At 70.3% G+C, this 24,690-nt stretch carries 20 protein-coding genes and 2 pseudogenes; 8 read left to right on the forward strand and 14 right to left on the reverse strand.

All coding sequences use genetic code 11. The features are described from left to right. Positions 1-329 precede the first annotated feature (329 nt). The 4 genes and pseudogenes from P3T29_RS08090 to P3T29_RS08105 form a co-directional block, all read right to left on the reverse strand. The gene (locus P3T29_RS08090; RefSeq protein ID WP_280715640.1) at positions 330-1,154 is read right to left on the reverse strand and encodes an ISAs1 family transposase; all 825 of its coding nucleotides are present in this window, start codon (positions 1,152-1,154) and stop codon (positions 330-332) included. 49 nt (positions 1,155-1,203) lie between these two features. Further along, a pseudogene (locus P3T29_RS32675) lies at positions 1,204-1,518 on the reverse strand (transposase family protein); the annotation flags it as partial. Between the two features lie 278 nt (positions 1,519-1,796). After that, positions 1,797-2,090 (reverse strand): hypothetical protein, encoded by a 294-nt coding sequence (locus tag P3T29_RS08100; RefSeq protein ID WP_280715641.1) that lies wholly within the window; start codon positions 2,088-2,090, stop codon positions 1,797-1,799. Between the two features lie 75 nt (positions 2,091-2,165). After that, entirely contained in the window at positions 2,166-3,035 is an 870-nt protein-coding gene (locus P3T29_RS08105; protein ID WP_280715642.1) for a class I SAM-dependent methyltransferase, read from the reverse strand. 74 nt (positions 3,036-3,109) lie between these two features. Between P3T29_RS08105 and P3T29_RS08110 the strand changes: the two genes are divergently transcribed. Next, positions 3,110-3,556 carry a helix-turn-helix domain-containing protein gene (locus P3T29_RS08110; protein WP_280715643.1) on the forward strand — a complete coding sequence of 149 codons (447 nt, stop codon included), beginning with the start codon at positions 3,110-3,112 and terminating at the stop codon, positions 3,554-3,556. A gap of 50 nt (positions 3,557-3,606) precedes the next feature. Here P3T29_RS08110 and P3T29_RS08115 read toward each other — a convergent pair whose 3' ends face one another. After that, positions 3,607-3,795: a hypothetical protein gene (locus P3T29_RS08115; protein ID WP_280715644.1), complete on the reverse strand. Its 189-nt coding sequence runs from the start codon at positions 3,793-3,795 to the stop codon at positions 3,607-3,609. 48 nt (positions 3,796-3,843) lie between these two features. Between P3T29_RS08115 and P3T29_RS08120 the strand changes: the two genes are divergently transcribed. After that, positions 3,844-4,641 carry an SGNH/GDSL hydrolase family protein gene (locus P3T29_RS08120; protein ID WP_280715645.1) on the forward strand — a complete coding sequence of 266 codons (798 nt, stop codon included), beginning with the start codon at positions 3,844-3,846 and terminating at the stop codon, positions 4,639-4,641. Positions 4,642-4,888: 247 nt separating this feature from the next. Further along, entirely contained in the window at positions 4,889-6,553 is a 1,665-nt protein-coding gene (locus P3T29_RS08125) for an FAD-dependent oxidoreductase (protein WP_280715646.1), read from the forward strand. 177 nt (positions 6,554-6,730) lie between these two features. Here the strand turns inward: P3T29_RS08125 and P3T29_RS08130 are convergent, their stop codons facing one another. Beyond that, positions 6,731-7,117, reverse strand: coding sequence for a PPOX class F420-dependent oxidoreductase (locus P3T29_RS08130; protein WP_280715647.1), 387 nt, complete (start codon positions 7,115-7,117; stop codon positions 6,731-6,733). Positions 7,118-7,359: 242 nt separating this feature from the next. On the opposite strand from P3T29_RS08130, the gene P3T29_RS08135 reads away from it, so the two are divergent. Next, positions 7,360-9,285, forward strand: coding sequence for a putative Ig domain-containing protein (locus tag P3T29_RS08135; RefSeq protein WP_280715648.1), 1,926 nt, complete (start codon positions 7,360-7,362; stop codon positions 9,283-9,285). A 93-nt stretch (positions 9,286-9,378) separates the two neighbouring features. Here the strand turns inward: P3T29_RS08135 and P3T29_RS08140 are convergent, their stop codons facing one another. Beyond that, positions 9,379-10,695 carry a glycosyltransferase family 87 protein gene (locus P3T29_RS08140; protein WP_280715649.1) on the reverse strand — a complete coding sequence of 439 codons (1,317 nt, stop codon included), beginning with the start codon at positions 10,693-10,695 and terminating at the stop codon, positions 9,379-9,381. 298 nt (positions 10,696-10,993) lie between these two features. On the opposite strand from P3T29_RS08140, the gene P3T29_RS08145 reads away from it, so the two are divergent. Further along, the gene (locus P3T29_RS08145) at positions 10,994-13,339 is read left to right on the forward strand and encodes a Tex family protein (RefSeq protein ID WP_280715775.1); all 2,346 of its coding nucleotides are present in this window, start codon (positions 10,994-10,996) and stop codon (positions 13,337-13,339) included. 109 nt (positions 13,340-13,448) lie between these two features. On the opposite strand, the gene P3T29_RS08150 is transcribed toward P3T29_RS08145, so the two are convergent. The 6 genes and pseudogenes from P3T29_RS08150 to P3T29_RS08175 form a co-directional block, all read right to left on the reverse strand. Beyond that, positions 13,449-14,018: an NUDIX hydrolase gene (locus P3T29_RS08150; protein WP_280715650.1), complete on the reverse strand. Its 570-nt coding sequence runs from the start codon at positions 14,016-14,018 to the stop codon at positions 13,449-13,451. Between the two features lie 169 nt (positions 14,019-14,187). Continuing rightward, positions 14,188-14,556: pseudogene (locus P3T29_RS08155) on the reverse strand (short-chain dehydrogenase); the annotation flags it as partial. A gap of 58 nt (positions 14,557-14,614) precedes the next feature. Beyond that, a complete protein-coding gene (locus P3T29_RS08160; protein WP_280715651.1) occupies positions 14,615-16,117 on the reverse strand; it encodes a carbohydrate binding domain-containing protein in 1,503 nt (500 codons plus the stop codon). 335 nt (positions 16,118-16,452) lie between these two features. Next, a complete protein-coding gene (locus tag P3T29_RS08165; protein ID WP_280715652.1) occupies positions 16,453-17,046 on the reverse strand; it encodes a GNAT family N-acetyltransferase in 594 nt (197 codons plus the stop codon). Between the two features lie 65 nt (positions 17,047-17,111). Then, positions 17,112-17,789 carry a nitroreductase family protein gene (locus tag P3T29_RS08170; RefSeq protein WP_280715653.1) on the reverse strand — a complete coding sequence of 226 codons (678 nt, stop codon included), beginning with the start codon at positions 17,787-17,789 and terminating at the stop codon, positions 17,112-17,114. 81 nt (positions 17,790-17,870) lie between these two features. After that, on the reverse strand, positions 17,871-19,508 hold the full coding sequence (locus P3T29_RS08175; RefSeq protein WP_280715654.1) for an ABC-F family ATP-binding cassette domain-containing protein: 1,638 nt from the start codon (positions 19,506-19,508) through the stop codon (positions 17,871-17,873). Positions 19,509-19,807: 299 nt separating this feature from the next. Between P3T29_RS08175 and P3T29_RS08180 the strand changes: the two genes are divergently transcribed. Then, entirely contained in the window at positions 19,808-21,418 is a 1,611-nt protein-coding gene (locus P3T29_RS08180) for an ABC-F family ATP-binding cassette domain-containing protein (protein WP_280715655.1), read from the forward strand. Positions 21,419-21,546: 128 nt separating this feature from the next. On the opposite strand, the gene P3T29_RS08185 is transcribed toward P3T29_RS08180, so the two are convergent. Next, positions 21,547-22,233, reverse strand: coding sequence for a Pr6Pr family membrane protein (locus tag P3T29_RS08185; RefSeq protein WP_280715656.1), 687 nt, complete (start codon positions 22,231-22,233; stop codon positions 21,547-21,549). A 162-nt stretch (positions 22,234-22,395) separates the two neighbouring features. On the opposite strand from P3T29_RS08185, the gene P3T29_RS08190 reads away from it, so the two are divergent. Further along, complete coding sequence (locus P3T29_RS08190; RefSeq protein WP_280715657.1) at positions 22,396-23,514, forward strand: CaiB/BaiF CoA-transferase family protein; 1,119 nt, start codon at positions 22,396-22,398, stop codon at positions 23,512-23,514. 20 nt (positions 23,515-23,534) lie between these two features. After that, positions 23,535-24,677, forward strand: coding sequence for an acyl-CoA dehydrogenase family protein (locus P3T29_RS08195; protein WP_280715658.1), 1,143 nt, complete (start codon positions 23,535-23,537; stop codon positions 24,675-24,677). Positions 24,678-24,690 lie beyond the last annotated feature (13 nt).

Raw genomic sequence — 24,690 nt, forward strand, 5'->3', positions numbered from 1 at the left:
CTCTCCCCGATGGAGTTCGAACAGCAGCACCACGCAGCAGCTAAACTCTCACTCGCAGCATGAACCCCTGTGTCCACAATCCGGGGGTCACCTCATAACCCAAGGTGATGCCGTCGTAGTCGCAGCACGGTTTCCTGCTCACTCGCCAGCGGTACTCGACGCCGTCGACGACAATCCGGCGGGAACCCTTCTTCGCCAGTGCCACTCTTTGCCCTTCGGCCTTCGACTGCTCGTATATGTCTGTCGCCGCCAGTCTCCCTGTACGGCACACGCGTGTCACCGGGTTTGGCCCAGAGCTTCGGCGCAGTCGCTTGGCATCTGCTTTGTGATCACGCAAGGCCGAGGAGCGCGAGGGGCCGGCGTGCGTCGCGCGCGTTGCGGCGGAGGCCGGCCGCAATGTTCCTGACGCCGCTCAGCCGCAGGGCTCCAACAGCGAGGTTGCGCCAGGTCGCCATGGCGCGGGGAGCGTTCCCGGTTCGCAGTTGGGAGGCGTCCTCGGCGAAGGTCGTGTCGCGGACGTGGTGCAGGGCCTCGATCTTCCAGTGGCCCCGGATCAGTTGCGCGAGCTGGGTGGGAGTGGCCTGTTCGGCGGTCAGGCTGGTGACCGCATAGATGGTCGCGATGGTGGTCTTGCCGGTTTTGCGGTCGGTGCGGCGGCGCTTGACCTGGACCGCCTGGCAGGCACCGGGGAAGAGCAGGTTGTTGACGGTGGCGACCTTGATCCGGCGGATCTCGGAACGGCCGTGTCCGATTCCCCGGGTGCGTCCCTGGAGCGGAATGTCCTTCCAGGGAAGGGATTTGAGCTGTCTGCGCAACTTCTTCTGGTTGTCCTTGACGATCGCGATGTAGTGGGCCCGGCGGCCGAGGAGGTAGGCGGCGTGCTCGCGCTGGGTGTGCAGTGCGTCGCTGGTGACCACCATTCCGGCGAGGTCCGCGACGCTGTCCAGCAGCGGCTGGAAGCGGGTGGTCTCGCCGGTCTTCTCGCCGACGTCGAGCTGGGCCAGGACCAGGCCGTTGGTGTGCTCCACCGCAGCGAGCAGGTGGATCTTCCGGCCGTCGGCCCTGGCCGCGCCGCGCAGGCTCTTGCCGTCCACAGACAGTGCGCGCAGCCCGGAGTTCGTTGGTCGGCGGTCGGCGGTCGGCGAGCCAGCCACCTACCGCCCGGTCCAGGGCGTCGCCGTCGATGCGGGTCAGCAGCCGGCGGACCGTCGCCTCGGCCGGGACCAGCCGCCTGGGCAGCAGCGGGTCGGGGTGCACGCCGAGGTGTTCCAGCACGTACGGCGGCGCGTCCGTGATCCACTCGCCGACCGCCAGCAGCGAGGTCGCCCCGGCCAGTACCGCGCATGCCGTCAGGGTGAGGACGACGGCCAGCGTGTACCGCACACCGCGCGGATCGCGTGGGTCAGGTACCTGGGCCAGTCGCTCCAGCAGGCAGGGGACCTCCCCGGGAGCGGCGTCGGACTGCTCGCGTAGCTGGTCAAGGGCAGGCGGGATCGGGGATGCTGCGTCGGCAGGCACGGTCTTCCAGACAGGTCACGGGGTGTCGAGAACTCCATGATCTTGGAAGCCGTGCCTGTCCTGCCTTCAGGGCACCCACCAGCCAACAGATCACCACAAACCGGGCGTCAGCCAACTACGCCGAAGCCCTGCTTTGTGCAGCACCCGTCCGCTGACGTTGCCGTCAACTACTGCCGTCAGACACCCCAGCAGCCCCACCGGAAGCAAATCCGGTGGGGCTGCTGAATTTCCATCGAGAATCGGCTAGTTGGCTATCCAGGCGACCTTGCGAACCTGGTTTACTCCCACCAGCTATTGACCCCGCCCCGCCTCAATCGCTCAGCAAGTGGAATCTGACTAGGCGGCCTCAGGATGAACTTATCCTTCTGCTCGTCAAAGCAATCCAGATAGCAACTTACCCGGTCGCCAAGCTGATAGTTGTCCTCATCGTCAACATAGAGGGCATCGATGAGCCCAACTCGGGATAGGCCCAGGTTCACGATGACCCCCCAGCGAAAGGCCGCCTCAACCTCGCCATCGACGATCTCGCCGATGAGGCCCTGCTCGTGCTCGCTGAGCTGCTCGTTTGTCACTGTCCCACCAAGCTTCGCGGGTACTGATTAAGCCTATCGAACGCGGTCCCCTGCGCACTGCACGTGCTCCGGCGCCTACTCCGGCGTGACCGACGTGGACGAAGCGCGGGCGGTGACCAGCCAGCAGGCTGCGGTATAGCGGACTTCCGCGCCGTGCACATAGGGGGCGAACGCGGCGCGGACCGTTTCGACGACCTGTGCGCGGGTCCGCTCGTCGGCCTCGCGCAGCACCAGGCCGACCGGGCCGAGCAGGGTGAAGTAACGGACCAGCTCGCTCTCGGGCAGGGTGCAGGTCGCATCGATCGGTTGGATGTCGATCCCGGCCCAGCCGCTCTCCTCCAGAATGCGGTGGACCCTGCCCTGGTCCGCGAAGGCGAACTGCCCTGGTGCGTCCGGCCGGCGGGCGGGGAGGTTCGGCAGGAACGGCGCTGCGGCGCGTTCGGCCGTCGTCATGAACGGATTCTCCGCCGGGCTGCGCCAAGCGATGAACCGGATCTCGGCGTCGGCCCGAGCGGCGCGCCGCAGGTTCGCGAAGGCCCGGACGGAGTCGTCGAAGAACATGACACCGAAACGCGAAATGATGGCGTCGAAGGCGGCCGGCTCGAACGCGTGGTCCTGCGCGTTGCCCAGGATGAAGCGAGTCTGCGTGTCCTCCAGCTCGGCGCGTGCCTGGGCGGCGGTGATCATCGGAGCGGAGATGTCGATGCCGACGCAGCGGCTCTCCGCGCCCAGCCGTCGCGCGACGGCCAGTGCTGTGCCGCCCGTACCGCAGCCGACATCGAGCACCCGGCCTCCGTGTTCGGCGGAGACCGCTTCGACGAGCAGGTCCTCAAGGGGCTTGAACATCTCGTCCAGCAACGCCTGGGCCTCGACCCAGGCATGGCCGGCGGGGCCGTTCCAGCGTGCTGCTGTCTGTTCGTCATCGGTCTTGTGCGTGACGTCCATGATCGTCTCCTGTGCTTGCCTTCACGAGGTGGAGATGCCACTCTGCTACCTCAAGTCGACTTGAGGTCAAGAGAATGACAGACCTGGACATCGCCGAGGTGGCGCAGCGCGCCGGCGTTCCCGTCTCGACGCTGCGGTTCTACGAGGAGAAAGGGCTGATCGCCTCGAGCGGCAGGCGGGGCCTGCGCCGTCAGTTCGATCCCGGCGTGCTGGAACAGCTGGCGCTGATCGCGCTGGGGCGCGCCGCCGGCTTCTCGCTCGACGAGATCGGGCGGATGTTCGCGCCGGACGGACAGCCGCGCATCGACCGGCAGATGTTCGCGGCCAAGGCCGAGGAGCTGGACCGGACGATCCGCGAACTCGGCGTCCTACGTGACTTCCTGCGGCACACCGCTGCCTGCCCCGCGCCGAGCCATCTGGAGTGCCCCACCTTCCGCCGCATCCTCCGGGCCGGGGCGCCCGGCGGTGACCGTCAAGGCAGCCGGGCGGCCGGCGGAGCCGCTGAAGGGTTCCGCCAGTAGGCCCGCGATCAGTGACAACAAGGGCGCCCGGTTACCGGCCGGCGGAGCCGCTACGCGGCGGGAGCGGTAGCGAGGAGCGCGTCGGTGAGCCAGGTGTGGGCCGCGCCCAGGTCGGGCTCGCCGGCCGGGCGCAGTTGTGCGGAGAGCGACCAGTAGGCTGCCATCCGGGGGTCGATCGGGGTGGTCAGGCTGCGGGCGAGAGCGAGGCCGGCACGGGACTCGCCGTTGGTCGGCGCCACCCGTGGGCCGGGTGGTGCTGGAGGGGATGGCTTTGAGATCGTTGCACCATGCATGAGACTCCCGCTTTCCGCAGCATGGTCGCGCTCGGTGATTCGTTTACCGAGGGTATGTGCGACCTCGTGGGGCCGGACGGCCATTTTCGGGGCTGGGCCGACCGGGTGGCGGAGCGGTTGGCCGTCGAGTTGGCGGCTGCGGGGGGCGGCGCGGAGTTCCGGTACGCGAATCTGGCGGTGCGGGGCAAGCTGATCGGTCAGATCGCCGACGAGCAGGGTGACGCTGCGGTGGCGCTCGGCGGTGAGCTGGTCACTCTCGCGGGTGGGTTGAACGACGTGATGCGGCCTGGCTGCGACCTCGACCACGTGGAGCGGACGCTGGGCGAACTCGCGGAGCGGCTGAGCACGGGGGCACGGCAGTTGGTGCTGTTCTACAGCGTCGACCCCAGCCGTCGCATGCGCGGCGGTGCCCGGTTGCTGCCGCAGACCCTGAGGTTGCAGCGGTTCGTCGGTGAACTGGGCAAGCGTGACGGGGTCACGGTGGTGGACCTGTTCCACGTACCGGCCTTCGACGACCCGAGGATGTGGGCGGAGGACCGGCTGCACTTCTCGGCGGAGGGCCACCGTCGCGTCGCGGAGGCGGTGTTGCAGGCGCTCAGCTACGAGCCCAGCTTCGACTGGCGCGAGCCGCTGCCGCCGGCCGCCCCCGTCGGTCGGGTGACGAAGTTGCGTGCGGACCTGCGTTGGCTGCGGATCCACGTCTGGCCGTGGCTGGTGCGGCGGGTCACCGGGAAGTCGTCGGGGGACGGCCGCCCCGCGAAACGACCGACGCTGGAGCGCTTTCCGGCCTGAAAGCTCTGCCGAGTATTCCCATTTCCGAGTGACGTGTCGTCAACTCTTACGTCAACTCTGTCGTCAACTCTGTCGTCGGAGTCAACGTGAATTGCGGTAACGCGGCCGGACGGGTGAACAGCAGCACCGCGCCATTGATTCGCTCACGGAACATGCTGAAGGATCGCTGCCTGATGGACCTACAGGCCATGGGACGGCAGGCGGCAGGCGGTGCGGAAGCCGGGCCGTCGTGAGACGAGGGATCGAGATGACTCCTGGGCAGGACCGGCCGACGCCGGTGACCACCCCGGTGGGCGACAGTGCGACGGCGCTGTACCAGGCCATGATCGGCGGGGCGGGCCCGGCGGCGACCGGCTGGGCCGGCGGGCCGGACTACGCCCCGCCGCCGCGACCGGGCGAGAGGATCCTGATCCTCGGCGGCGGCATCGCGGGCCTGACCGCCGCCTATGAACTGAGCCTGTACGGCTTCGACTGCATCGTGCTGGAAGCCCAGAACCGGGTCGGGGGTCGCAACCGCACCGCGCGTAAGGGCGACAAGCTCTACGAGCTCGACGAGCGGACCGGCAAGAAGGTGCACACCCACACCTGCCGGTTCGACGACGGCATGTACCTCAACCTCGGTCCGGGCCGGATCCCGTACCACCACCGCCGGGTGCTCAAGTACTGCCGTGACTTCAAGGTGGCCCTGGAGCCGTACGTCATGGAGACCACGGCCAACCTGGTCCGTCCGCCCGGCGTCGCGGCCGCCTGGCCCAACCGCCGGGTGGCCAACGACACCCGTGGCCACCTCGCCGCGAAGCTCGCCGAAGGCGCGGCCACCACGGACCCCCACGGTGCTGAGCTGCTCGATCTGCTGCGGGTCTTCGGCGCCCTGGACGTCGACGGCAAGTACCGGGGGTCCACCCGCTCGGGCTACCTGAGCAAGCCGGAGATCAACGACTTCCCGGTCCCGGCCCCGCCGATCCCGTTCGACGACCTGCTCAAGTCGGGCTTCTGGAAGGCCAGGTTCTACCAACCGGTCGACTACCTCTGGCAGGCCACGATGTTCCAGCCGGTCGGCGGCATGGACAAGATCGTCGACGCGCTGGCCCGCGAGGCCCGGCTGGCCGGCGCGCAGATCGTGCTGGAGGCCGTGGTCACCAGGATCGACATCGACGAGGACGGCGACCGCGTCAGCGTCACCTATGTCAAGGACGGCAAGGAGACCGAGGAGAAGGCCCGCTACTGCGTGAGCAACATCCCGGTTCCGGTCCTCAGGCCCATCAGACGCACCGGTTTCTCCCGGGCCTTCGAGCACGCCCTCGAGGTGGTGAAGTTCGAGAAGACCTGCAAGGTGGGTTGGCAGGCCAACCGGCGCTTCTGGGAGGGCAACCTCGACAGCAGCATCGAAACCGAGGGCATCTACGGGGGCATCAGCTGGACCAGCCACAACATCACCCAGCTCTGGTACCCCTCGAACGACTACTTCTCCGCCAAGGGCACACTGACCGGCGCCTACAACTTCAAGGAGCAGGCCGACGAGCTCGGCGCGCTCTCCCCGGACCGCCGACTCAAGCTGGCCCGTCAGGGCGCCGCCGAGCTGCACCCCGAGTTCAACGACACTGAGCTGGTGCCCGACGCCAAGGCCGTCACCATCGCCTGGCACAAGGTGCCCTTCCAGCTGGGCGGCTTCGCCGACTGGGAGCCGGGCAAGGAATCGCACAAGCAGGCGTACAAGCAGCTGCTGCAGCCGGAGGGCAGGGAGGCCTTCTATGTCACCGGCGACCAGATCTCCCCGCTGCCCGGCTGGCAGGAGGGCGCCATGATGTCGGCACAGTACGTCGTCCAGCAGATCCTCGGCATCATGCCGGTCTCCGTCCCGGAGGTGATCGAGGTCCCGGACACGGCCGCGTTGACCCAGGGTCTGTACTGACGTGACGTCGGACCGCGAAAGCTGCAGACACCGCGAGAGTCGCAGACAACGTTCAACCGTGCCCGGCCCGGCCCGCCGTACGCGGGGCGGGTCGGGTGCACCGGCTGTGACGGATGTCCGCCCAAGTGCGCGGAGTTGCTGCCGTCCGAGGGCTGACGGTGGATCAGCGCCGGGGGCTCAGTCGGTGAGCGTGATCCGGATCGCGACCGTGCCGCTCTCGCCGCGTCGCAGGCGGCTGCCGAGCAGCGTCAGCCGACCGATCAGGCCGTATTTGCGCTGCAGCAGCTTGCGGTACTCGGCGGTGGTCGCGGCGTCGCAGATCTCGGCGGTGGCGGGGAGCTGAGCACCCGTCGAGTTGCCCCGGATGTCGCAGGGGCCGACCAGGACATCGGCGCGGTTGCGGATCCGCTTGACCTTCCAGGAGTCGGCGGTCGTCCAGATCCCCAGTGCCCCACCGGCCCGGACCACCCAGACGGGGGTGGGCACCCCGGTGCCGTCCTTCTTGTACGTGGTGACGAGCAGGTACTTCCCCGCACTGAGCTGCTCCAGCAGCGTCTGATCCATGGTCCGGGAGTCTAGTCAGTCACCCGTCGATCTGATCGGCCGTCACCTTCGGTTGCCCCGGATGACGTGCCGCAGATGTCCGTCGTCCATGGTGCGCGTATATCCGACGCTGATCCAATTCGCCCTCCAGGGAGGGAAATTCATGGCAAAGTCAGAAACTGTACCTTGTCTGGACATGCTCAATAGCTGAAGGATGGCCCCGCGACTCAGCACCCGTGTTCCCCCGAACGAGGAGACAGACCGTGCGCGCGAAACGCCTGACCTCAGCCTTCGCCACCCTGGGACTTCTGACCGGCCTGACCGGACTGACCGGCCTCGCCGCCACCGCCGCGACGGCCCAGCCCGCCGCCGTCACCACCGTCGCAGCCACCAGCACCTCGGTGCCCCGGCCGGACCACGTCGTCGTGGTGCTCTTCGAGAACACCTCCGAGGGCTCCATCATCGGCAACTCCAACGCGCCGTACTTCAACCAACTCGCCAACTCAGGGGCGAACTTCACCAACTCCTTCGCGATCGAGCACCCGAGCGAGCCGAACTACCTGGACCTGTTCTCCGGCTCCAACCAGGGCGTGACGGACGACTCCTGCCCGCACACCTTCAGCACGCCGAACGAGGGCGCCCAGCTGATCGCCAAGGGCCTCACCTTCACCGGGTACTCGGAGAACCTCCCCTCGGCCGGCTCGACGGTCTGCACCGCCGGCACCAGCGGCTACGCCCGCAAGCACAATCCGTGGGTGAACTTCAGCAACGTCCCGGCGGCCGACAACCAGCCGTTCTCGGCGTTCCCCACCGACTTCACCAAGCTCCCGACCGTCTCCTGGGTCGTCCCGAACCTCTGCGACGACATGCACGACTGTTCCACCGCCACCGGTGACAGCTGGCTCAAGGCCCACCTCGACAGCTACGTCCAGTGGGCCCAGGCGCACAACAGCGTCCTGATCACCACCTTCGACGAGGACGACAGCAGCGGCCCCACCAACCAGATCGCCACCATCTTCAACGGCCAGCCCGTGAAGACCGGCGTCTACAACGAGCACGTCGACCACTTCGGCGTGCTGCGGACGATCGAGGACATGTACGGCCTGCCGTACGCCGGCGCCGCCGCCAACGCGACGTCGATCACCGACGCCTGGAACACCGGCACCACCGGCTCCGTCATGGTGACCAACCCGGGCAGCCAGACCGGCACGGTCGGCACCGCCGCCTCGCTCCAGATCAGCGCGGCCGACAGTGCCACCGGCACCCTGAGCTACTCGGCGTCCGGTCTTCCGGCGGGTCTGTCGATCGACCCGGCGTCGGGTCTGATCTCGGGTACGCCGACCGCCGCCGGGACGAGCACGGTGACGGTCACGGCGACCGACAGCACCGGCCCGACCGGCAGTGCGAGCTTCAGCTGGACGGTCAACCCGGTGGCGTCGAACGTCGTCACGGTGACGAACCCGGGTGCTCAGACGGGTACGGTCGGTACGGCTGCGTCGTTGCAGGTCAGTGCGAGTGACTCGGCGAGTGGTCAGACGCTGAGCTACTCGGCGTCCGGTCTTCCGGCGGGTCTGTCGATCAACTCGGCGTCGGGTCTGATCTCGGGTACGCCGACCGCCGCCGGGACGAGCACGGTGAGCGTCACGGCCACGGACACCACCGGTGTCTCTGGCAGTGCGAGCTTCAGCTGGACGGTCAACCCCGTGAGCGGTGGCTGCACGGCCGCGCAGCTGCTCGGCAACGCCGGCTTCGAGACCGGTAGTGCCGCCCCCTGGACCGCCACCAGCGGTGTCATCAACAGCGACATGACCTCCGAGCCCGCCCACTCCGGCAGCTACGACGCCTGGCTGGACGGTTACGGCAGCAGCCACACCGACACCCTCGCCCAGACGGTGACCGTCCCGGCCGGCTGCGCCAACGCCACCCTCACCTACTGGCTGCACATCGACACCGACAAGACCGGCACCACCGCCGCCGACACCCTCAAGCTCCAGGCGATCAGCGGCAGCACCACCACCACGCTGGCCACCTCCTCGAACCTGAACGCCAACACCGGCTACACGCAGCACACGGTCAACCTGTCCCAGTACGTGGGCAAGACCATCACGCTGAAGTTCACCGGCACCGAGAACTCCAGCAGCGCTCAGACCAGCTTCGTCATCGACGACACCGCGCTCAACGTCTCCTGAACCCGCTGGTACGCCTGCTGCCCGGCCGCGAGAGCACGTCTCGCGGCCGGGCAGCAGTACGTTCGTTCCGGAGGAGGTCCTGCCGGGGAGCCGTTATGCGACCCGGACCGGCCCCTGCCGCACTTCGTGGGCGGCCGGCTGCAGCGCGGCGACCGGGGAGACCGTCACCCGCCAGAGCCGGGCGGCCGAGCTGACGGAGGCGGCCAGCAGCAGACCGTTGCGCAGCACGATGACCGCCGTGGCCGACCAGCCGCCCCGGATCAGCGAGTCGAAGAAGAGCGGGTAGTCGATGGTGGTGACGCCGACCGCGAGCAGGATCAGCAGGGCGGTGGGCCGCTGGCAGGAGCCCCGGACGGTCAGGCAGATGGCGGAGAGCCCGATCAGCCAGATCAGGTACTGGGGGCTGATCACCCGGCTGGTCACGGTGAACATCAGCACCGAGGTCAGGGCGGCGTCGTACGGGGTCGCCGCGCTCCAGCGCCGGGCCCGGAACCGCCACAGCAGCAGCCAGCCGAAGGCGAACGCGGTGAGCAGCAGCGAGACGCTGGCGATGGCGTGCACGTGCGGCCCGAGGAACTCCAGCGAGCCGTAGTGCTGGTCCACCTCGCCCGGCCAGCCGAGTTGGCGGGCGACCTGCAGCACGCTGCCGCCGAGGGACTCGATCTCCACGCCCCGGCCCTGCTGGGCCGTCAGGAAGTCGAAGGCGCCGCGGAACAGCGTGCACAGGACGAGCAGCAGGGCCGCCGCCGACAGGCACATCGCGGTCCACGCCTGGCGGGTGCTCCGCCCGCGCGGGGCGCCGAGGACGACCAGGGCCGGCCAGACCTTGATCATCGCGCCGATCCCGGCCAGTACGCCGCCGGTCCGTGGGCGGCTCGGCAGCAGCAGCAGTGCGAGCATGGCGAGCGCCGTGACCGGCAGGTCGTACCGGCCGTAGGGCAGGCCGAGCAGCAGCGGCAGGGCCAGTGCCCACATCCAGGCCCCGGTGGTGGAGCGGCCCCGGTGCACGCCGCCGTTGCGGCGCAGCGAGACCCGGACCAGGGCGCCCTGGGTGATCGCGTCGGTGGTCAGCATCAGGACGGCGAACGCCTGAAGGTAGGTCAGGAAGGGCAGCAGGCCGGGCGCGAGCATGGCGAGGGCCGCCCCGGGCGGGTACTGCCACGTCACATCGCCGACCGGGTAGCTGCCCTGACTGAGGATCTCGTACCAGTGGAAGTACGTGCGGTGCACCTCGATGGCCTGTTCGGCCTTGCCGGAGCGGAGCATGCCGACCATCACCAGCCGGCTCGCGATCCAGTAGCCGGTCAGGGCGAGCGCCTCGCGCGGCCAGGTGGCGGGGTCGGTCCAGCGGAACGGGCCGGCCTGTGGGATGCCCCACTGAGTGACCGGCGTCGGGGCCTGAGCCACCATCGCCTCCACGAGAAGGTTTCAGTATGTGATCTATCTCATATCAGACAAATCAGATCAAATAGGTCAGATGATCTCTGCCTGGCTACGTGTCACCAGCCGTCCCCGGCCGGTCCACCACCGTCCATACAACGCGCCACGCCGCCCGGAGGGTACGACCGAACCTCGTCCGGTCCGGACACCTGCCAGAATGCAGGGCGAAACTCCGAACTCGACTCCGAACATGACTCCGAGCCGGGGACCGGGAGTCGAGCTCCGCTGAACACGCTGAACCCAGAAGAAGGTGGCCGGCTTCGTGACCATGCCAGTCGAACGCAAGATCGCCGATGAGCTGGGCGTCCGCGAAGGGCAGGTGAAGGCCGCCGTCGACCTGCTCGACGGCGGCGCGACCGTCCCCTTCATCGCCCGTTACCGCAAGGAGGCAACCGGCGAGCTCGACGACACCCAGCTGCGCGCCCTGGAGGAGCGGCTGCGCTACCTGCGCGAGCTGGAGGAGCGGCGGACGGCCGTCCTGGAGTCGATCGAGGCCCAGGGCAAACTGGACGACGCGCTGCGCGCCCAGATCCTCGGCGCCGACTCCAAGGCCCGACTGGAGGACATCTACCTCCCGTACAAGCCCAAGCGCCGCACCAAGGCCCAGATCGCCCGCGAGGCCGGGCTGGAGCCGCTCGCCGACGCGCTGCTCGCCGACCCCGGGCTCGACCCGCAGGCGGTGTCCTCGAACTACCTGAACGAGTCCGTCGCCGACCAGGCCGCCGCGCTTGAGGGGGCCAGGTCCATCCTGGTCGAACGCTTCGGCGAGGACGCCGACCTGGTCGGCACTCTGCGCGAGCGGATGTGGACCCGTGGTCGCGTCGTCGCCACCGTACGCGCGGGCAAGGAGCAGGAAGGCGCCAAGTTCGCCGACTACTTCGACTTCGCCGAGCCCTACACCAAGCTGCCCTCGCACCGGATCCTGGCGATGCTGCGCGGCGAGAAGGAGGAGATCCTCGACCTCGAACTCTCCCCCTTCGACGGCTCCGAGGAGGGCGACCTGCCCGGCGCGAGCGACTACGAGCAGCGGATCGCCGCCCGTTTCGGCATCGCCGACCGGGGCCGCCCGGCCGACAAGTGGCTCGGCGACACCGTCCGCTGGGCCTGGCGCACCCGCATCCTGGTCCGGCTCGGCATCGACCAGCGCACCCGGCTGCGCCAGGAGGCCGAGGACGAGGCCGTCCGGGTCTTCGCCGCCAACCTGCGCGACCTGCTGCTCGCCGCGCCCGCCGGCACCCGCGCCACCATGGGCCTGGACCCGGGCTTCCGTACCGGCGTCAAGGTCGCCGTGGTGGACGCCACCGGCAAGGTCGTCGCGCACGAGACGATCTACCCGCACCAGCCCGCCAACAAGTGGGACGCCTCGATCGCCACCCTGGCGGTGCTGGCCGCCAAGCACTCCGTCGACCTGATCGCGATCGGCAACGGGACGGCCTCGCGGGAGACCGACAAGCTCGCCGAGGACCTGATCAAGTGTCACCCGGAGTTGAAACTCACCAAGGCGATGGTCTCGGAAGCGGGCGCGTCCGTGTACTCCGCCTCCGCGTTCGCCTCGCAGGAGCTGCCGGAGCTCAACGTGTCCATCCGGGGCGCGGTCTCCATCGCGCGCCGGCTGCAGGACCCGCTGGCCGAGCTGGTCAAGATCGACCCGAAGTCGATCGGCGTCGGCCAGTACCAGCACGACCTGAGCGAACTGAAGCTCTCCCGTTCGCTGGACGCCGTGGTCGAGGACTGCGTCAACGCGGTCGGCGTGGACGTCAACACGGCCTCCGCGCCGCTGCTCTGCCGGGTCTCCGGCATCACCGCCGGGTTGGCCGACAACATCGTCACGCACCGCGACGCCAACGGGCCGTTCCGGACCCGCCGGGCGCTCAAGGACGTCGCGCGGCTCGGGCCGAAGGCGTTCGAGCAGTGCGCGGGCTTCCTGCGGATCCCCGGCGGCGACGACCCGCTGGACAGCTCCAGCGTCCACCCGGAGGCGTACCCGGTGGTGCGGCGCATCCTCAAGGCCACCGGCGGGGACCTGCGTTCGCTGATCGGCAACGGGGACGCGCTCCGCGCCCTGCGCCCGGCCGACTTCGCGGACGACACCTTCGGCGTGCCGACCGTCCGGGACATCCTCGGCGAGCTGGACAAGCCCGGCCGTGACCCGCGTCCCGCCTTCAAGACCGCGACCTTCAAGGAGGGCGTCGACAAGATCGGCGACCTGGAGGTCGGCATGGTCCTGGAGGGCGTCGTCACCAACGTCGCCGCGTTCGGCGCGTTCGTGGACGTGGGCGTCCACCAGGACGGGTTGGTCCACGTCTCGGCGCTGTCGAAGAACTTCGTCAAGGATCCGCGTGAGGTGGTCAAGCCCGGCGACATCGTCCGGGTCCGGGTCACGGCGGTCGACGTACCGCGCAAGCGGATCGGGCTGACCCTACGGCTGGACGACGAGGTCGCCCGACCCGACGCCGAGGCCCGCTCGAAGGGTGACCGTAGCGACCGTGGTGACCGTAGCGAGCGCGGCGCCCGCCCGCCCCGCCAGGACCGCCGCAGCCAGCCCCCGGCCCCGGCCGCCGCCAACAGCGCGATGGCCGACGCCCTCCGTCGCGCGGGCCTCACCGGCCGGTAACCCGCAGGGGCGCGGGGAGCTGCGCAACCGTGCACGTACCGTGCCCTGGTCGCGCAGCTCCCCGCGCCCCTGTTGTGGTTGCCCTGAGCCGTACAGTGCGGGCCCCGGCCTATGTCCGCTCGGCCCGGGACTCGACCGCGAGGGCGATGAGTTCGCCCCACCAGTCCTCGCGGCCACGGGCCAGCAGCCGCTGCGCCTCCTCGGCCGGCATCGCGCGGACCTCGACCACCTGCTCGCCGTCGGCGGGGTTGGTCGGGGTCGAGTCGACCGTCACCTCGGCCCAGCCCCAGAGCCAGGCCTTCTCCGGGTGCGGCTGCCACGGCCGGTACGGGACCGGGTTGTCCGTCACACAGCGGTGTGCCCCGATCCAGACCGGCGGCCCGGTCAGCCGGGCACCGGCCTCCTCCCGCAACTCCCGTGCGAGGCACGACTCGACGCTCTCGTCCTGCTCCCTGGTCCCGCCCGGGAGGAACCAGTGCCCGCGTACGTCGCGGCAGAGCACGACGTTCCCCCGGGAGAACCCCACCAGGTGGATGTTGGTGATCAGCCGATCCGGCGGCAGTTCCGCCGAGAACTGCGCGTCGATCCCGCCCCAGGCCCAACGCTGGGGTGCGTGCAACGCCGGGAACCGGGCCGCCAGGTCCGCGAGTTCCCCTGCTCTGTCAGTGGTGTCCGTCATCGGGTGATCGTAATCCCAGCGGGACTCTCAGTGGTGACCGGAAGGATGTTCTGCATGATCGCCTCGGCCGCCGGATTGGAGCGACGCCTGGGCCGCCCGGTCGCAGGCTGGTGTGTCGAGCCCAAGTCGGACGGGCCGGCCGTCGCCGCCCGCTACCGGTCCGGGCGGCTCACCAGGCTGCTTCCCAGTAGTCCTTGGGGAACACGCCCGAGAGCGGCTCGCCCGCCTCGCCACGGACGATGGGGTCGTAGATCCGGGCGGCTCCGTCGACGATGTCGAGCGGCGGGCGGACGCCGCGCTCGGCGATCCGGGCCTTCTTCGGGGCCGGATTCTCGTCGGTGATCCAGCCGGTGTCCACGGCGCACATGTACACGCCTTGGGTGGCGAGTTCGGCTGCGCTGGTGCGGGTGAGCATGTTGAGCGCGGCCTTGGCCATGTTGGTGTGCGGGTGGCCGCCGGTCTTGTTGCGGACGGCGAACCGGCCCTCGACCGCCGTGACGTTGACGATGTAGCGGCTCGGGTGCGGCGAGGCGAGCAGCGACCGGCCGGTGGAGGAGTGCTCCGCCGGCCGGTCGCGGACAACAACTGACGGTGCGTCAGCCGGTGTACTGCGAGAAGATCTTCGAGAACTCGTACGGCGTCTGCGCGATGTTGGTGCACTTGAACAGTGCGCCCATGCAGGCGTTGGCGTCCCGGGTCATCTCCCAGAAGGCCAGCTCGCCGAGGTGGTGCTGCTGGGCGAAGCTCACCAACTCCTGGGCGGCGGCCTGGTTGAAGATCTGCCCGTCGTCGTTCTGGCCGAGCATCGGGGTGACGCCGGTCATCGCCCAGAGCTGGGCGTCGGTCTTGGCCGGGTAGAGCGTCCTGAGCTGGTCGTGGGTGCTCTGGCCGGCCCGGACGGCCGCGTCGCCGTAGTTGGTGCCCGGGCGCCCGTAGTCCATCGCCATCACGTTGACCAGGTCGACGACGACCCCGGCGTCCCGTGCGGACTGGACGATGTTCAGGCCGTCGGCGGTCAGGCCCTCCGGCAGCACCGGCAGGGTGAGCGAGACCTTCAGGCCGGGGTGGGCCTGCTGCAGCTTGGCGAGCGCGGCGGAGCGGCGGTCGTTGGACGCCTTGTCGGCGACGGCCGAGCCTTCGATGTCGAAGTCGACGTACTTCAGGTTGTAGGCGTTCACCACCGCGTCGTACTGGGCGAACAGCGAGTCCACCGTGCTGCAGGCGGCGGCCAGTTCGGTGCCGGACTCGCCGCCGAAGGAGATCTTGACGTCACCGCCGGCCGCCCGGATCGCGTCCACCTGGTCCTTGGCCCAACCGGTGCTCGGGTCCCACGCGTTGAACCAGCTGGCCTTGCAGCCGACCGAGGTGACGAAGGCCAGCGTGAACGACTTGAGGTTGCCGCCGGTCGCCATGTCCTTGAGCACGGGCACCGGCCAGGCGCCCATGTCGACGTAAGGGGCCGCCGGGACGGCCACGTTGGGGGGCGGAGGCGGTGTGGTGGAGGAGCTGGGGGAGGGCGAGGGCGAACTGCTGGTGGGCGGCGGCGAGGTGGGCGGGGGAGTGGAGCCGGGGAGGCTCAGCGACACGTCGTCGGCGAGGTAGGCGCCCTGGCCGTACCAGCCGTGCAGGTACACGCTGACGCTGGTGGTGCTCGGACCGGTGGTGAAACTGGCGTTCAGCTGCTGCCAGTTGGAGCCGCCGGGCGTCCAGACCGCCGGATCGGTCACGCCCGCGCCGGTGGCTCCTAGGTAGACGTACTGGCCCTGGACCCAGGCGCTCAGCGCGTACGTGGTGTTCGGCTGCACGGTCACGGTCTGCGTGCACTGCGCGGTGTCGCTGCTGCCGACCGCGCCCTTGAGGGCGTACGAGCCGGAGTGCACCGGGGTGTTGACGACGGATCCGGTGCCGGGGGAGCAGCTCCAGCCGCTCAGGGCGCCGGTCTCGAAGCCGGGGTTGGTGATCAGGTTGCCGTCCGTGGCGGTCGCGTCGGCGTTGACCGCCAGAGAGGTCAGACCGCCGACCGCGAGGACGGCGGCGCAGCCCAGTGGGATGAGCTTCGCCCGCCGGGGGGTGGCGTGGCGGTTGAGCGCGCGTGGCATGTGGGGTGCCTTCCGGGACGTGCCGACGCCACCCGGCACGGGTGGTGGGGGTGTGTGCCGGTGGCTGGGCTGTGGGGTGGTCCTGAACAGGGCAGGGCAGGGCGCAGCCGCTGACAGATCGCCAGTCGGGGCTGCGCCGCCCTGAGTTCAAAATGGACTAGACCAACTGTGCACGTCAAGAACCCTGGCGTGGTTTACGCCGGGCTTAAGGTTCGGGTGGCTGGATCCTGTCAGGTGGACCGTCCGGGCGGCGGCCGGTGGCGGGCAGGCTGGCGGGCTCCCCGGACGAAGCACGGGGAGCCCGGGGCGGCCGGGCCGGGCCGGGCCGGGCCGGGTCAGGCTGTGGGGAGTTCGGCGATCCAGATCTCCTTGCGACCGGTCTCGGCGGGTGCGGTGACGGGGGCGTCGATCACCCGGTCGAGCCGGTAGCCGAGCTTGCGCGGGACGGCCGAGCTCGGGTGGTTCGCCTCGTCGCAGTGGATCTCCACCCGCTCGATGCCCGGCAGGGCGAGCGCGGCGGCGGTCAGCGCGTCGGCACTGGCCGTGGCGATGCCCCGGCCGGTGTGGTCGGCGTGCACCCAGTAGCCGATCTCCAACGTGCCCTCGCCGGCCCGGCTGTGCAGGCCGAACGCGCCGATCACGCTGCCCGGAACGGCGTCCAGGGTGACGAGGTACATGAAGTCGGTTCCCGCGTCCCAGGAGGCCACGCCGGCTTCGACCATCTGCTCGGTGTGCCCGAGGGTCGATTCGACCTTGGCCCAGGGCATCCACGGGCGGAGGTGTTCGAGGCAGGAGTTGACGGCGGCGTTCAGCGCCGGGGCGTCCCCCACCGCGCGGCGGCGCAGGGAGACGCCGCCCGGGAGTGCGATCACCTCGGGCGGGCGAGAGGTGCTGACAGGGGCGACAGGTTCATGGACCACGTGACTCATGACAGGATTATCGTCGTCGATCAGCATGCTGACCAGCCGATTTCCTGAAGCTGGTCAGCACCGGGTCAGAGCCGGACCAGTACCTCGTCGAGGTCCTTGCGCCGCAGGTCGGGCACCCGGGCGTCCTCGGCGGGGTAGCCGATCGGGATGACGTACGCGGCCCGCTCCTCGGCCGGGCGGTCGCACACCTCGTTCAGGAACCGCATCGGGCTGGGGGTGTGGGTGAGGGTGGCCAGGCCCGCGTGGTGCAGGGCGGCGAGCAGCAGGCCGACGGAGATGCCGACCGACTCCTTCGTGTAGTAAGGCCTGGGCGAGTCCGGGCCCTTGTGCACCTCGAAGACCACGATCACGGCGGGGGCGTCCTCCAGGAACGGCTTGCGCCAGTCCGTCCCGATCGGCGCCAGCGCGGCGAGCCACTCCTTGGAGGCCCGGTGCGCGTAGAACTCGCGCTCCTCGGCCTCGGCCGCCTCGCGCAGCCGCCGCTTGCGCTCCGGGTCGGTGATCACCACGAACCGCCAGGGCTGGACATGCGCGCCGCTGGGCGCGGTCGAGGCGGTCCGGACCGCCCACTCGATCACCTCCTCGGGGATCGGGCGGGTCGAGTAGTCGCGGACCGTCCGGCGCTGGGCCATCACGTCGTGGAAGGACCTGCTGCGGGCCACGGCCTCGTGGGCGGGCACCGTCATGGGGCGCAGCGGGACCGTCGGGTGGGACGCCGCTGCACTCTGGGTACTGTCAACCATGCTCAGCAGCACACCACATGGCGGCGGCCCGGCGGAATGGCCCGATTGGACCAGACCACTCGGGCCACCGCGTGAGGGGCCTCAGCTCTCGCTGATCTTCCCGTCCGCGACCTCGATCCGCCGGTTGACCGTCACGGCCTCCAGCATCCGCCGGTCGTGCGTCACCAGCAGCAGGGTGCCGGTGTACGAGGAGAGCGCTGACTCCAACTGCTCGATGGCGGGCAGGTCCAGGTGGTTGGTCGGCTCGTCCAGCACCAGCAGGTTCACCCCGCGCGCCTGCAGCAGTGCCAGCGCCGCCCGGGTCCGCTCGCCGGGCGAGAGGGTGCCGGCCGGGCGCATCACGTGGACCGCCTTGAGCCCGAACTTGGCCAGCAGCGTGCGTACTTCCTCCGCCGTCAGCTCGGGTACGGCCGCCTCGAACGCCGCCGAGAGCGGCTCGCCGCCCAGGAACAGCCCGCGCGCCTGGTCCACCTCGCCGACCACCACGCCGGAGCCCAACACGGCGCTGCCGCCGTCCAGTTCGAGCCGCCCGAGCAGAGCGGCCAGCAGGGTGGACTTGCCCGCGCCGTTGGCGCCGGTGATCGCGACCCGGTCCGCCCAGTCGATCTGCAGGTCCACCGGCCCGAACGCGAACTCCCCGCGCCGCACCGAAGCGCCGCGCAGGGTGGCGACCACCGAGCCGGAGCGCGGCGCGGCGGCGATCTCCATCCGCAGCTCCCACTCCTTGCGCGGCTCCTCGACCACGTCCAGGCGCTCGATCATGCGCTGGGTCTGCCGCGCCTTGGACGCCTGCTTCTCGGTCGACTCGGCGCGGGTCGCACGGGCCTGCTTGTCGTTGTCGCTGGACTTGCGGCGCGCGTTGCGGACGCCGTGCTCCATCCAGCCGCGCTGCATCCGGGCGCGCGCCTCCAGGCCGGCCTTGGTGTCGGCGTACTCGTCGTACTCCTCGCGGGCGTGCCGCCGGGCCACCGCCCGCTCCTCCAGGTACGACTCGTAGCCGCCGCCGTACATCCGGATCTGCTGCTGCGCGAGGTCCAGCTCCAGCACCTTCGTGACGGTACGGGCCAGGAACTCGCGGTCGTGGCTGATCAGCACGGTGCCCGCCCGCAGGCCCTTCACGAAGGACTCCAGGCGCTCGAGGCCGTCCAGGTCCAGGTCGTTGGTGGGCTCGTCGAGCAGGAAGACGTCGTAGCGGGAGAGCAGCAGCGAGGCGAGACCGGCCCGGGCCGCCTGGCCGCCGGAGAGCGCCGTCATCGGCAGGTCCAGGCTCACCTTCAACCCGAGCGAGTCGGCGACCTCCTCGGCCCGCTCCTCCAGGTCCGCGCCGCCGAGGTCCAGCCAGCGGTCCAGGCCGAGGGCGTACGCGTCGTCCGCGCCCGGCCGGCCCTCGACCAGGCCCTCGGTCGCCTCGTCCAGCGCGAGCTGTGCAGCGGCGACCCCGGTACGGCGGGCCAGGAAGTCGCGCACCGACTCGCCCGGGCGGCGGTCCGGCTCCTGCGGCAGGTGGCCGATGTTGGCGGACGGCGGGCTGAGCTTCAGTGACCCGCCCTCGGGGGTGTCCAGCCCGGCCAGCAGCCGCAGCAGCGTCGACTTGCCCGCCCCGTTCGCCCCGACCAGCCCGATCACGTCGCCGGGGGCGACGACCAGGTCCAGGTCGGAGAACAGGGTGCGGTCGCCGTGGCCGGCGCTGAGGTCCTTGACTACGAGAGTGGCGCTCATGATGTCCCCGATTCTAAGCGGCCCCGGGAAAACCCTTTGCGGGCCGGTCGGCCACCGTCCTACCGTTGGGGAGCCAGAAGGCACTCAAGACTGGAGAAGGCCGTTGCTCTACTGAGGTTCGAGACACCGCCCCCCGCGCTGGGATCGCAGCAGCGCGGCGTGTGAGCGTGCGACCTCAAGCGTGAGCAGGTTTCCCGTGTACTCCGCCGGGGCCTTCCCACCCGTTGCCGCAGCTCGACAGCGGTGTCTCCCGTGTTGCTACCTCTTCCCTTGACGGCAACCACCCCGGGAGGCCATCCATGGCGCATCCGACCACCTCCATCCTCTGCACCGACCTCAGCTTCGAGTGGCCCGACGGGAGCACCGTGCTCGACGGCTTCCACCTCGCGGTCGGCCCCGGCCGCACCGGGCTGATCGGCCTCAACGGCGCGGGCAAGTCCACCCTGCTGCGCCTGCTGGCGGGCGATCTGACGCCGGCCTCGGGCACCGTCCGGATCGGCGGCGAGCTCGGCTACCTGCCGCAGGGGCTCACCCTCGACACCGATCAGCGCGTCGACGAGGCGCTCGGCATCCGGGCCGCCCGCGAGGCGCTGCACGCCATCGAGTCCGGCGACACCGACGAGCGGCACTTCGCCGCGATCGGCGACGACTGGGACGTCGAGGAGCGCGCCCGCGAGACGCTCGACCGCCTCGGCCTCGACCGGCTGGACCTCGACCGCACCACCGGCGAGCTGTCCGGCGGCGAGGCGGTGCTGCTGCACCTCGCCGCGCTGCTGCTGCGCCGCCCGGACGTGCTGCTGCTCGACGAGCCGACCAACAACCTCGACCGGCAGGCCCGCGGCCTCCTCTACGAGGCGGTGGCGAACTGGCAGGGCGTGCTGGTCGTGGTCAGCCACGACCGCGAACTGCTCCAGCACGTCGATCGGATCGCCGACCTGCGGGACGGCTCGGTCACCTGGTACGGCGGCAACTACGCCGACTACGAACGCACGGTGGCCGCCCAGCAGGAGACCGCCGAGCGCTTGGTCCGGGCGGCCGAGGGGGACGTCCAACGCCAGAAACGGGACCTGGCCGACGCCCGGACGAAGCTGGAGCGCAGCGCCAGTTACGGCAAGAAGCGCGCGGTGACCCGGAACGACCCGAAGATCTTCGCCGGCAAGCTCAAACGGCAGGCCGAGGAGACGGCGGGCCGGGTGAAGGGCATGCACACCGAGCGGCTGACCGAGGCGAAGGAGCGGCTGACGGCGGCGGAGGAGGCGGTGCGCGACGACGCCGAGATCCGCATCGACCTGCCGCACACGGCCGTCCCGGAGGGGCGGACGGTGCTGAACCTCGACCACGTCCGGCTCCCGTCCGGCGCCCGGGTGCACCTGGAGCTGCGCGGCCCCGAACGGGTCGCCCTGGTCGGCCGCAACGGGTCGGGCAAGACCACGCTGCTGCGCACGATCGCGGGCGAGCTGAGCGCCGCCGAGGGCGAGGTCGGCACGCCGGTACCGCTGCGGTACCTGCCGCAGCGCCTCGACCTGCTGGACGACCGGCTGTCGGTGGTGGGCAACGTGCGGGAGTACGCCCCGGCGGCGGGTGACAACACGATCCGCGCGCGGCTGGCCCGCTTCCAGTTCCGGGGCGGCCGGGCCGACCAGCTCGTCGGCACGCTCTCCGGCGGTGAGCGCTTCCGGGCCACGCTGGCCGCGCTGCTGCTCGCCGACCCGCCGCCGCAGTTGCTGATGCTGGACGAGCCGACCAACAACCTCGACCTCGCCAGCGTCCGCCAGCTCACCCAGGCGCTCGCCTCCTACCAGGGCGCGCTGATCGTGGCCGGCCACGACCTGCCGTTCCTGCGGGGCCTCGGGGTCACCCGCTGGCTGGAGCTGGACGGCGGCGAGTTGCGGGCGGTGGACCCGATGTAGCGGGTCCACCGTGAGGGCAGCGGGGCGCGGGGACCGCGCGAAGCGGGAGGGTGCGGCGCCGTACCTTCCGGTTTCGCGCACGCAGTTGATCAAGCAGAGCCCCGCGCCCCTGTTGTGCTCAGCGCCGACTAGGCCTGTGCGGGTCGCAGCTTGCCGCGCAGCAATGTGCCCAGCCGGTCCAGGCCGACCACGGCTGCCGCCAGCACGATGAACTCGACCGTCAGCTGGGCGATCTGGCCGCCGACCCAGGCGTAGCCGTTGGTGGTCGGGTCGAGGAAGAAGTAGGGGTAGGCGTTGGGGAAGTGCGGGAAGATCGCCCCGCGCAGCAGGGTCAGTCCGGCGTAGCCCAGCGGGAAGGAGAGCCAGAGCGGCAGGTCGCGCCAGCGCGAGACGTTCCGCGGCTTGAGGCAGAGCCAGTCGATCAGCACCATGACCGGCGTGACGTAGTGCAGGAGGAAGGTCGACCAGTTCTGCAGGGGGTCCGCGCCCGAGGTCAGTCCGGGCAGCGGGTTCGCGCCGTGGTTGAGGATCACGTGGGCGACGATCCCGGTGATGGTGATGTAGAGCGTGGCGGCGCCGCGCAGGCGGGGTGCCGGGCCGTCGGCGGTGCCGCGCTTGGCCATCCAGTAGAGGGCGCCCGCGAAGTAGCCGAGCACGATCACGTTGCTCTCGACGGTGAAGTACACCAGCGAGGAGGTGCCGAGGACCAGCCCGAGCCCGGCGGAGAGCACGATGGCGAGGCGCCACCAGAAGGCGAAGCGGGTCCAGACCGACATGTGGTGCACCAGTTCGTCGTACGGATGGGGTTGCCGCACTCTACCCACCGGTAGTCGCCCGACGAAAGCCAACCGGACCACCCGAATCCGGATCGGTACACGCCGGACCGACCCGTCGCGCCGCTCTTGTTACCGGCGGGTCGCTTCTCTATCATCGCCAGTGTTACAGCTCTACTGTCAAACCTCTTCAGGGGGCTGCGGATGCCGGGAACAGCGGGCCAGGGGCCGTTGGCCGGGGTACGGGTGGTGGAACTGGCGGGCATCGGCCCGGGGCCGTTCGCCGCCATGCTGCTCGCCGATCTCGGGGCGGACGTGGTCCGGGTGGACCGCCCGGCGCCCGCCGCGATCGGGCCGGACCCGGCCGTCGACGTGACCAACCGGAACAAGCGCTCCGTCGTGATCGACCTGCGCGCCCCCGAGGGCCCCGGCCTGGTCCTCGACCTGGTCTCCCGCGCCGACCTGCTGATCGAGGGCTACCGCCCGGGCGTCGCCGAACGCCTCGGCGTCGGCCCAGGCCCGTGCCTGGCCCGCAACCCGGCGCTGGTCTACGGCCGGATGACCGGCTGGGGACAGGACGGCCCGCTCGCCGGAGCCGCCGGGCACGACATCGGCTACGCGGCCACCGCCGGCGTACTCGGCCTGATCGGCGACCCCGACGGCCCGCCCGCGATCCCCGCCAACCTGCTCGGCGACTACGCGGGCGGCTCGCTCTACCTGGTGGTCGGCCTGCTCGCCGGGCTGCACCACGCCCGCGCCACCGGCGCCGGACAGGTGGTCGACGCCGCCATCGTGGACGGCGCCGCGCACCTCACCTCGATGCTCTGGGGGCTGCGCGCCTCCGGCCTCTGGCAGGACCGGCGCGGCACCAACCTGCTGGACGGCGGCGCGCCCTGCTACTCCGTGTACCGGACCTCGGACGGCGGACACATGGCCGTCGGCGCCCTGGAGCCCCAGTTCTACGCCGAGTTCACCCGGCTGCTGGAACTCGGCGAGGACGCCCCCGGCCAGTTCGACATACCGCGCTGGCCCGAGCTGCGGGCCCGGATCGCCGCCCGCTTCGCGACCCGTACCCGCGCCGAGTGGACCGAACTCTTCGAGGGCACCGATGCCTGCACCGCGCCCGTCCTGACGCTCGATCAGGCCGCCGCCCACGAGCACCTGGTGGCCCGTGGGACGTACACCACCCTGGACGGCCTCGCCCAGCCCGCCCCCGCCCCGCGTTTCTCCGCGACCCCGGGTGCGCTGCGCCGCCCGCCCGCCGTGCCCGGCGCCCACACCGCCGAGATCGCCAAGGACTGGGACCTGCCCCAGCTCACCTGACAACGCAGAAGGAGATTCCGGTGCAGCGCGAGCTATACACGGAGGAGCACGAGGACTTCCGGGAGACCGTCAAGGCCTTCCTGGCCAAGGAGGTACTGCCCCACCACGACCGCTGGGAGCGCGCGGGCATCGTCGACCGCAGCGCCTGGCTCGCCGCCGGGAAGCAGGGTCTGCTCGGCCTCGCCGTGCCGCAGGAGTATGGCGGCGGCGGAGAGCCCGACTTCCGCTACGCCGCCGTGCTCTCTGAGGAGTTCACCCGCGCCGGGGCCAGCGGGCTCGCGATCGGCCTGCACAACGACATCATCGGCCCGTACTTCACCGCCTTCGCCAACGAGGAGCAGAAGCGCCGCTGGTTGCCGGGTTTCTGCAGCGGTGAGCTGATCTCCGCGATCGCGATGACCGAGCCGGGCGCGGGCTCCGACCTCCAGGGCATCCGCACCAGCGCGGTCGACCAGGGCGACCACTACCTGCTGAACGGCTCGAAGACCTTCATCTCCAACGGCATCCTCGCCGACCTGGTCGTGATGGTCGCCAAGACCACGCCCGAGGGCGGCGCCAAGGGCCTGAGCCTGCTGGTGGTCGAACGCGGGATGGAGGGCTTCGAGCGCGGCCGCAACCTGGACAAGATCGGCCAGAAGGCCCAGGACACCGCCGAGTTGTTCTTCGACGACGTCCGCGTCCCGAAGGCCAACCTGCTCGGCACCGAGCACGGCGCTTTCCTGCACCTGATGCAGAACCTCGCCCAGGAGCGGCTGGCCATCGCCGTCTCCGCCATCGCGGGCGCCGAGTACCTGCTGGAGATCACCACCGAGTACGTCAAGCAGCGAGAGGCGTTCGGCAAGCCGCTGGCCAAGCTGCAGCACGTCCGGTTCGAGATCGCCGAGATCGCCACCGAGTGCGCCGTCACCCGGACCTTCGTCGACCGCTGCATCACCGAGCTGAACCGCTACGCGCTCACCCCCGCCGACGCCTCGATGGCCAAGTGGTGGGCCACCGAGCTGCAGAAGCGCACCGCCGACCGCTGCCTCCAACTGCACGGCGGCTACGGCTACATGTCGGAGTACCCGGTCGCCAAGGCGTTCACCGACGGGCGCATCCAGACCATCTACGGCGGGACCACCGAAATCATGAAAGAGATCATCGGCCGCTCCCTCCTCGGCTGACTGCTAAGAGCTG

This window comes from Kitasatospora sp. MAP5-34, from assembly GCF_029894335.1.
In the GTDB taxonomy this organism is placed as follows: Bacteria; Actinomycetota; Actinomycetes; order Streptomycetales; family Streptomycetaceae; genus Kitasatospora.

What these genes read in the sequence shown, in the direction of transcription:
- P3T29_RS08105 (WP_280715642.1), bottom strand. Translation starts at nt 3,035, where the DNA reads ATGGACGTCACGCACAAGACCGATGACGAACAGACAGCAGCACGCTGG.
- P3T29_RS08110 (WP_280715643.1), top strand. Translation starts at nt 3,110, where the DNA reads ATGACAGACCTGGACATCGCCGAGGTGGCGCAGCGCGCCGGCGTTCCC.
- P3T29_RS08120 (WP_280715645.1), top strand. Translation starts at nt 3,844, where the DNA reads ATGCATGAGACTCCCGCTTTCCGCAGCATGGTCGCGCTCGGTGATTCG.
- P3T29_RS08125 (WP_280715646.1), top strand. Translation starts at nt 4,889, where the DNA reads ATGACTCCTGGGCAGGACCGGCCGACGCCGGTGACCACCCCGGTGGGC.
- P3T29_RS08130 (WP_280715647.1), bottom strand. Translation starts at nt 7,117, where the DNA reads ATGGATCAGACGCTGCTGGAGCAGCTCAGTGCGGGGAAGTACCTGCTC.
- P3T29_RS08140 (WP_280715649.1), bottom strand. Translation starts at nt 10,695, where the DNA reads ATGGTGGCTCAGGCCCCGACGCCGGTCACTCAGTGGGGCATCCCACAG.
- P3T29_RS08145 (WP_280715775.1), top strand. Translation starts at nt 10,994, where the DNA reads ATGCCAGTCGAACGCAAGATCGCCGATGAGCTGGGCGTCCGCGAAGGG.
- P3T29_RS08150 (WP_280715650.1), bottom strand. Translation starts at nt 14,018, where the DNA reads ATGACGGACACCACTGACAGAGCAGGGGAACTCGCGGACCTGGCGGCC.
- P3T29_RS08160 (WP_280715651.1), bottom strand. Translation starts at nt 16,117, where the DNA reads ATGCCACGCGCGCTCAACCGCCACGCCACCCCCCGGCGGGCGAAGCTC.
- P3T29_RS08165 (WP_280715652.1), bottom strand. Translation starts at nt 17,046, where the DNA reads ATGAGTCACGTGGTCCATGAACCTGTCGCCCCTGTCAGCACCTCTCGC.
- P3T29_RS08170 (WP_280715653.1), bottom strand. Translation starts at nt 17,789, where the DNA reads ATGGTTGACAGTACCCAGAGTGCAGCGGCGTCCCACCCGACGGTCCCG.
- P3T29_RS08175 (WP_280715654.1), bottom strand. Translation starts at nt 19,508, where the DNA reads ATGAGCGCCACTCTCGTAGTCAAGGACCTCAGCGCCGGCCACGGCGAC.
- P3T29_RS08180 (WP_280715655.1), top strand. Translation starts at nt 19,808, where the DNA reads ATGGCGCATCCGACCACCTCCATCCTCTGCACCGACCTCAGCTTCGAG.
- P3T29_RS08190 (WP_280715657.1), top strand. Translation starts at nt 22,396, where the DNA reads ATGCCGGGAACAGCGGGCCAGGGGCCGTTGGCCGGGGTACGGGTGGTG.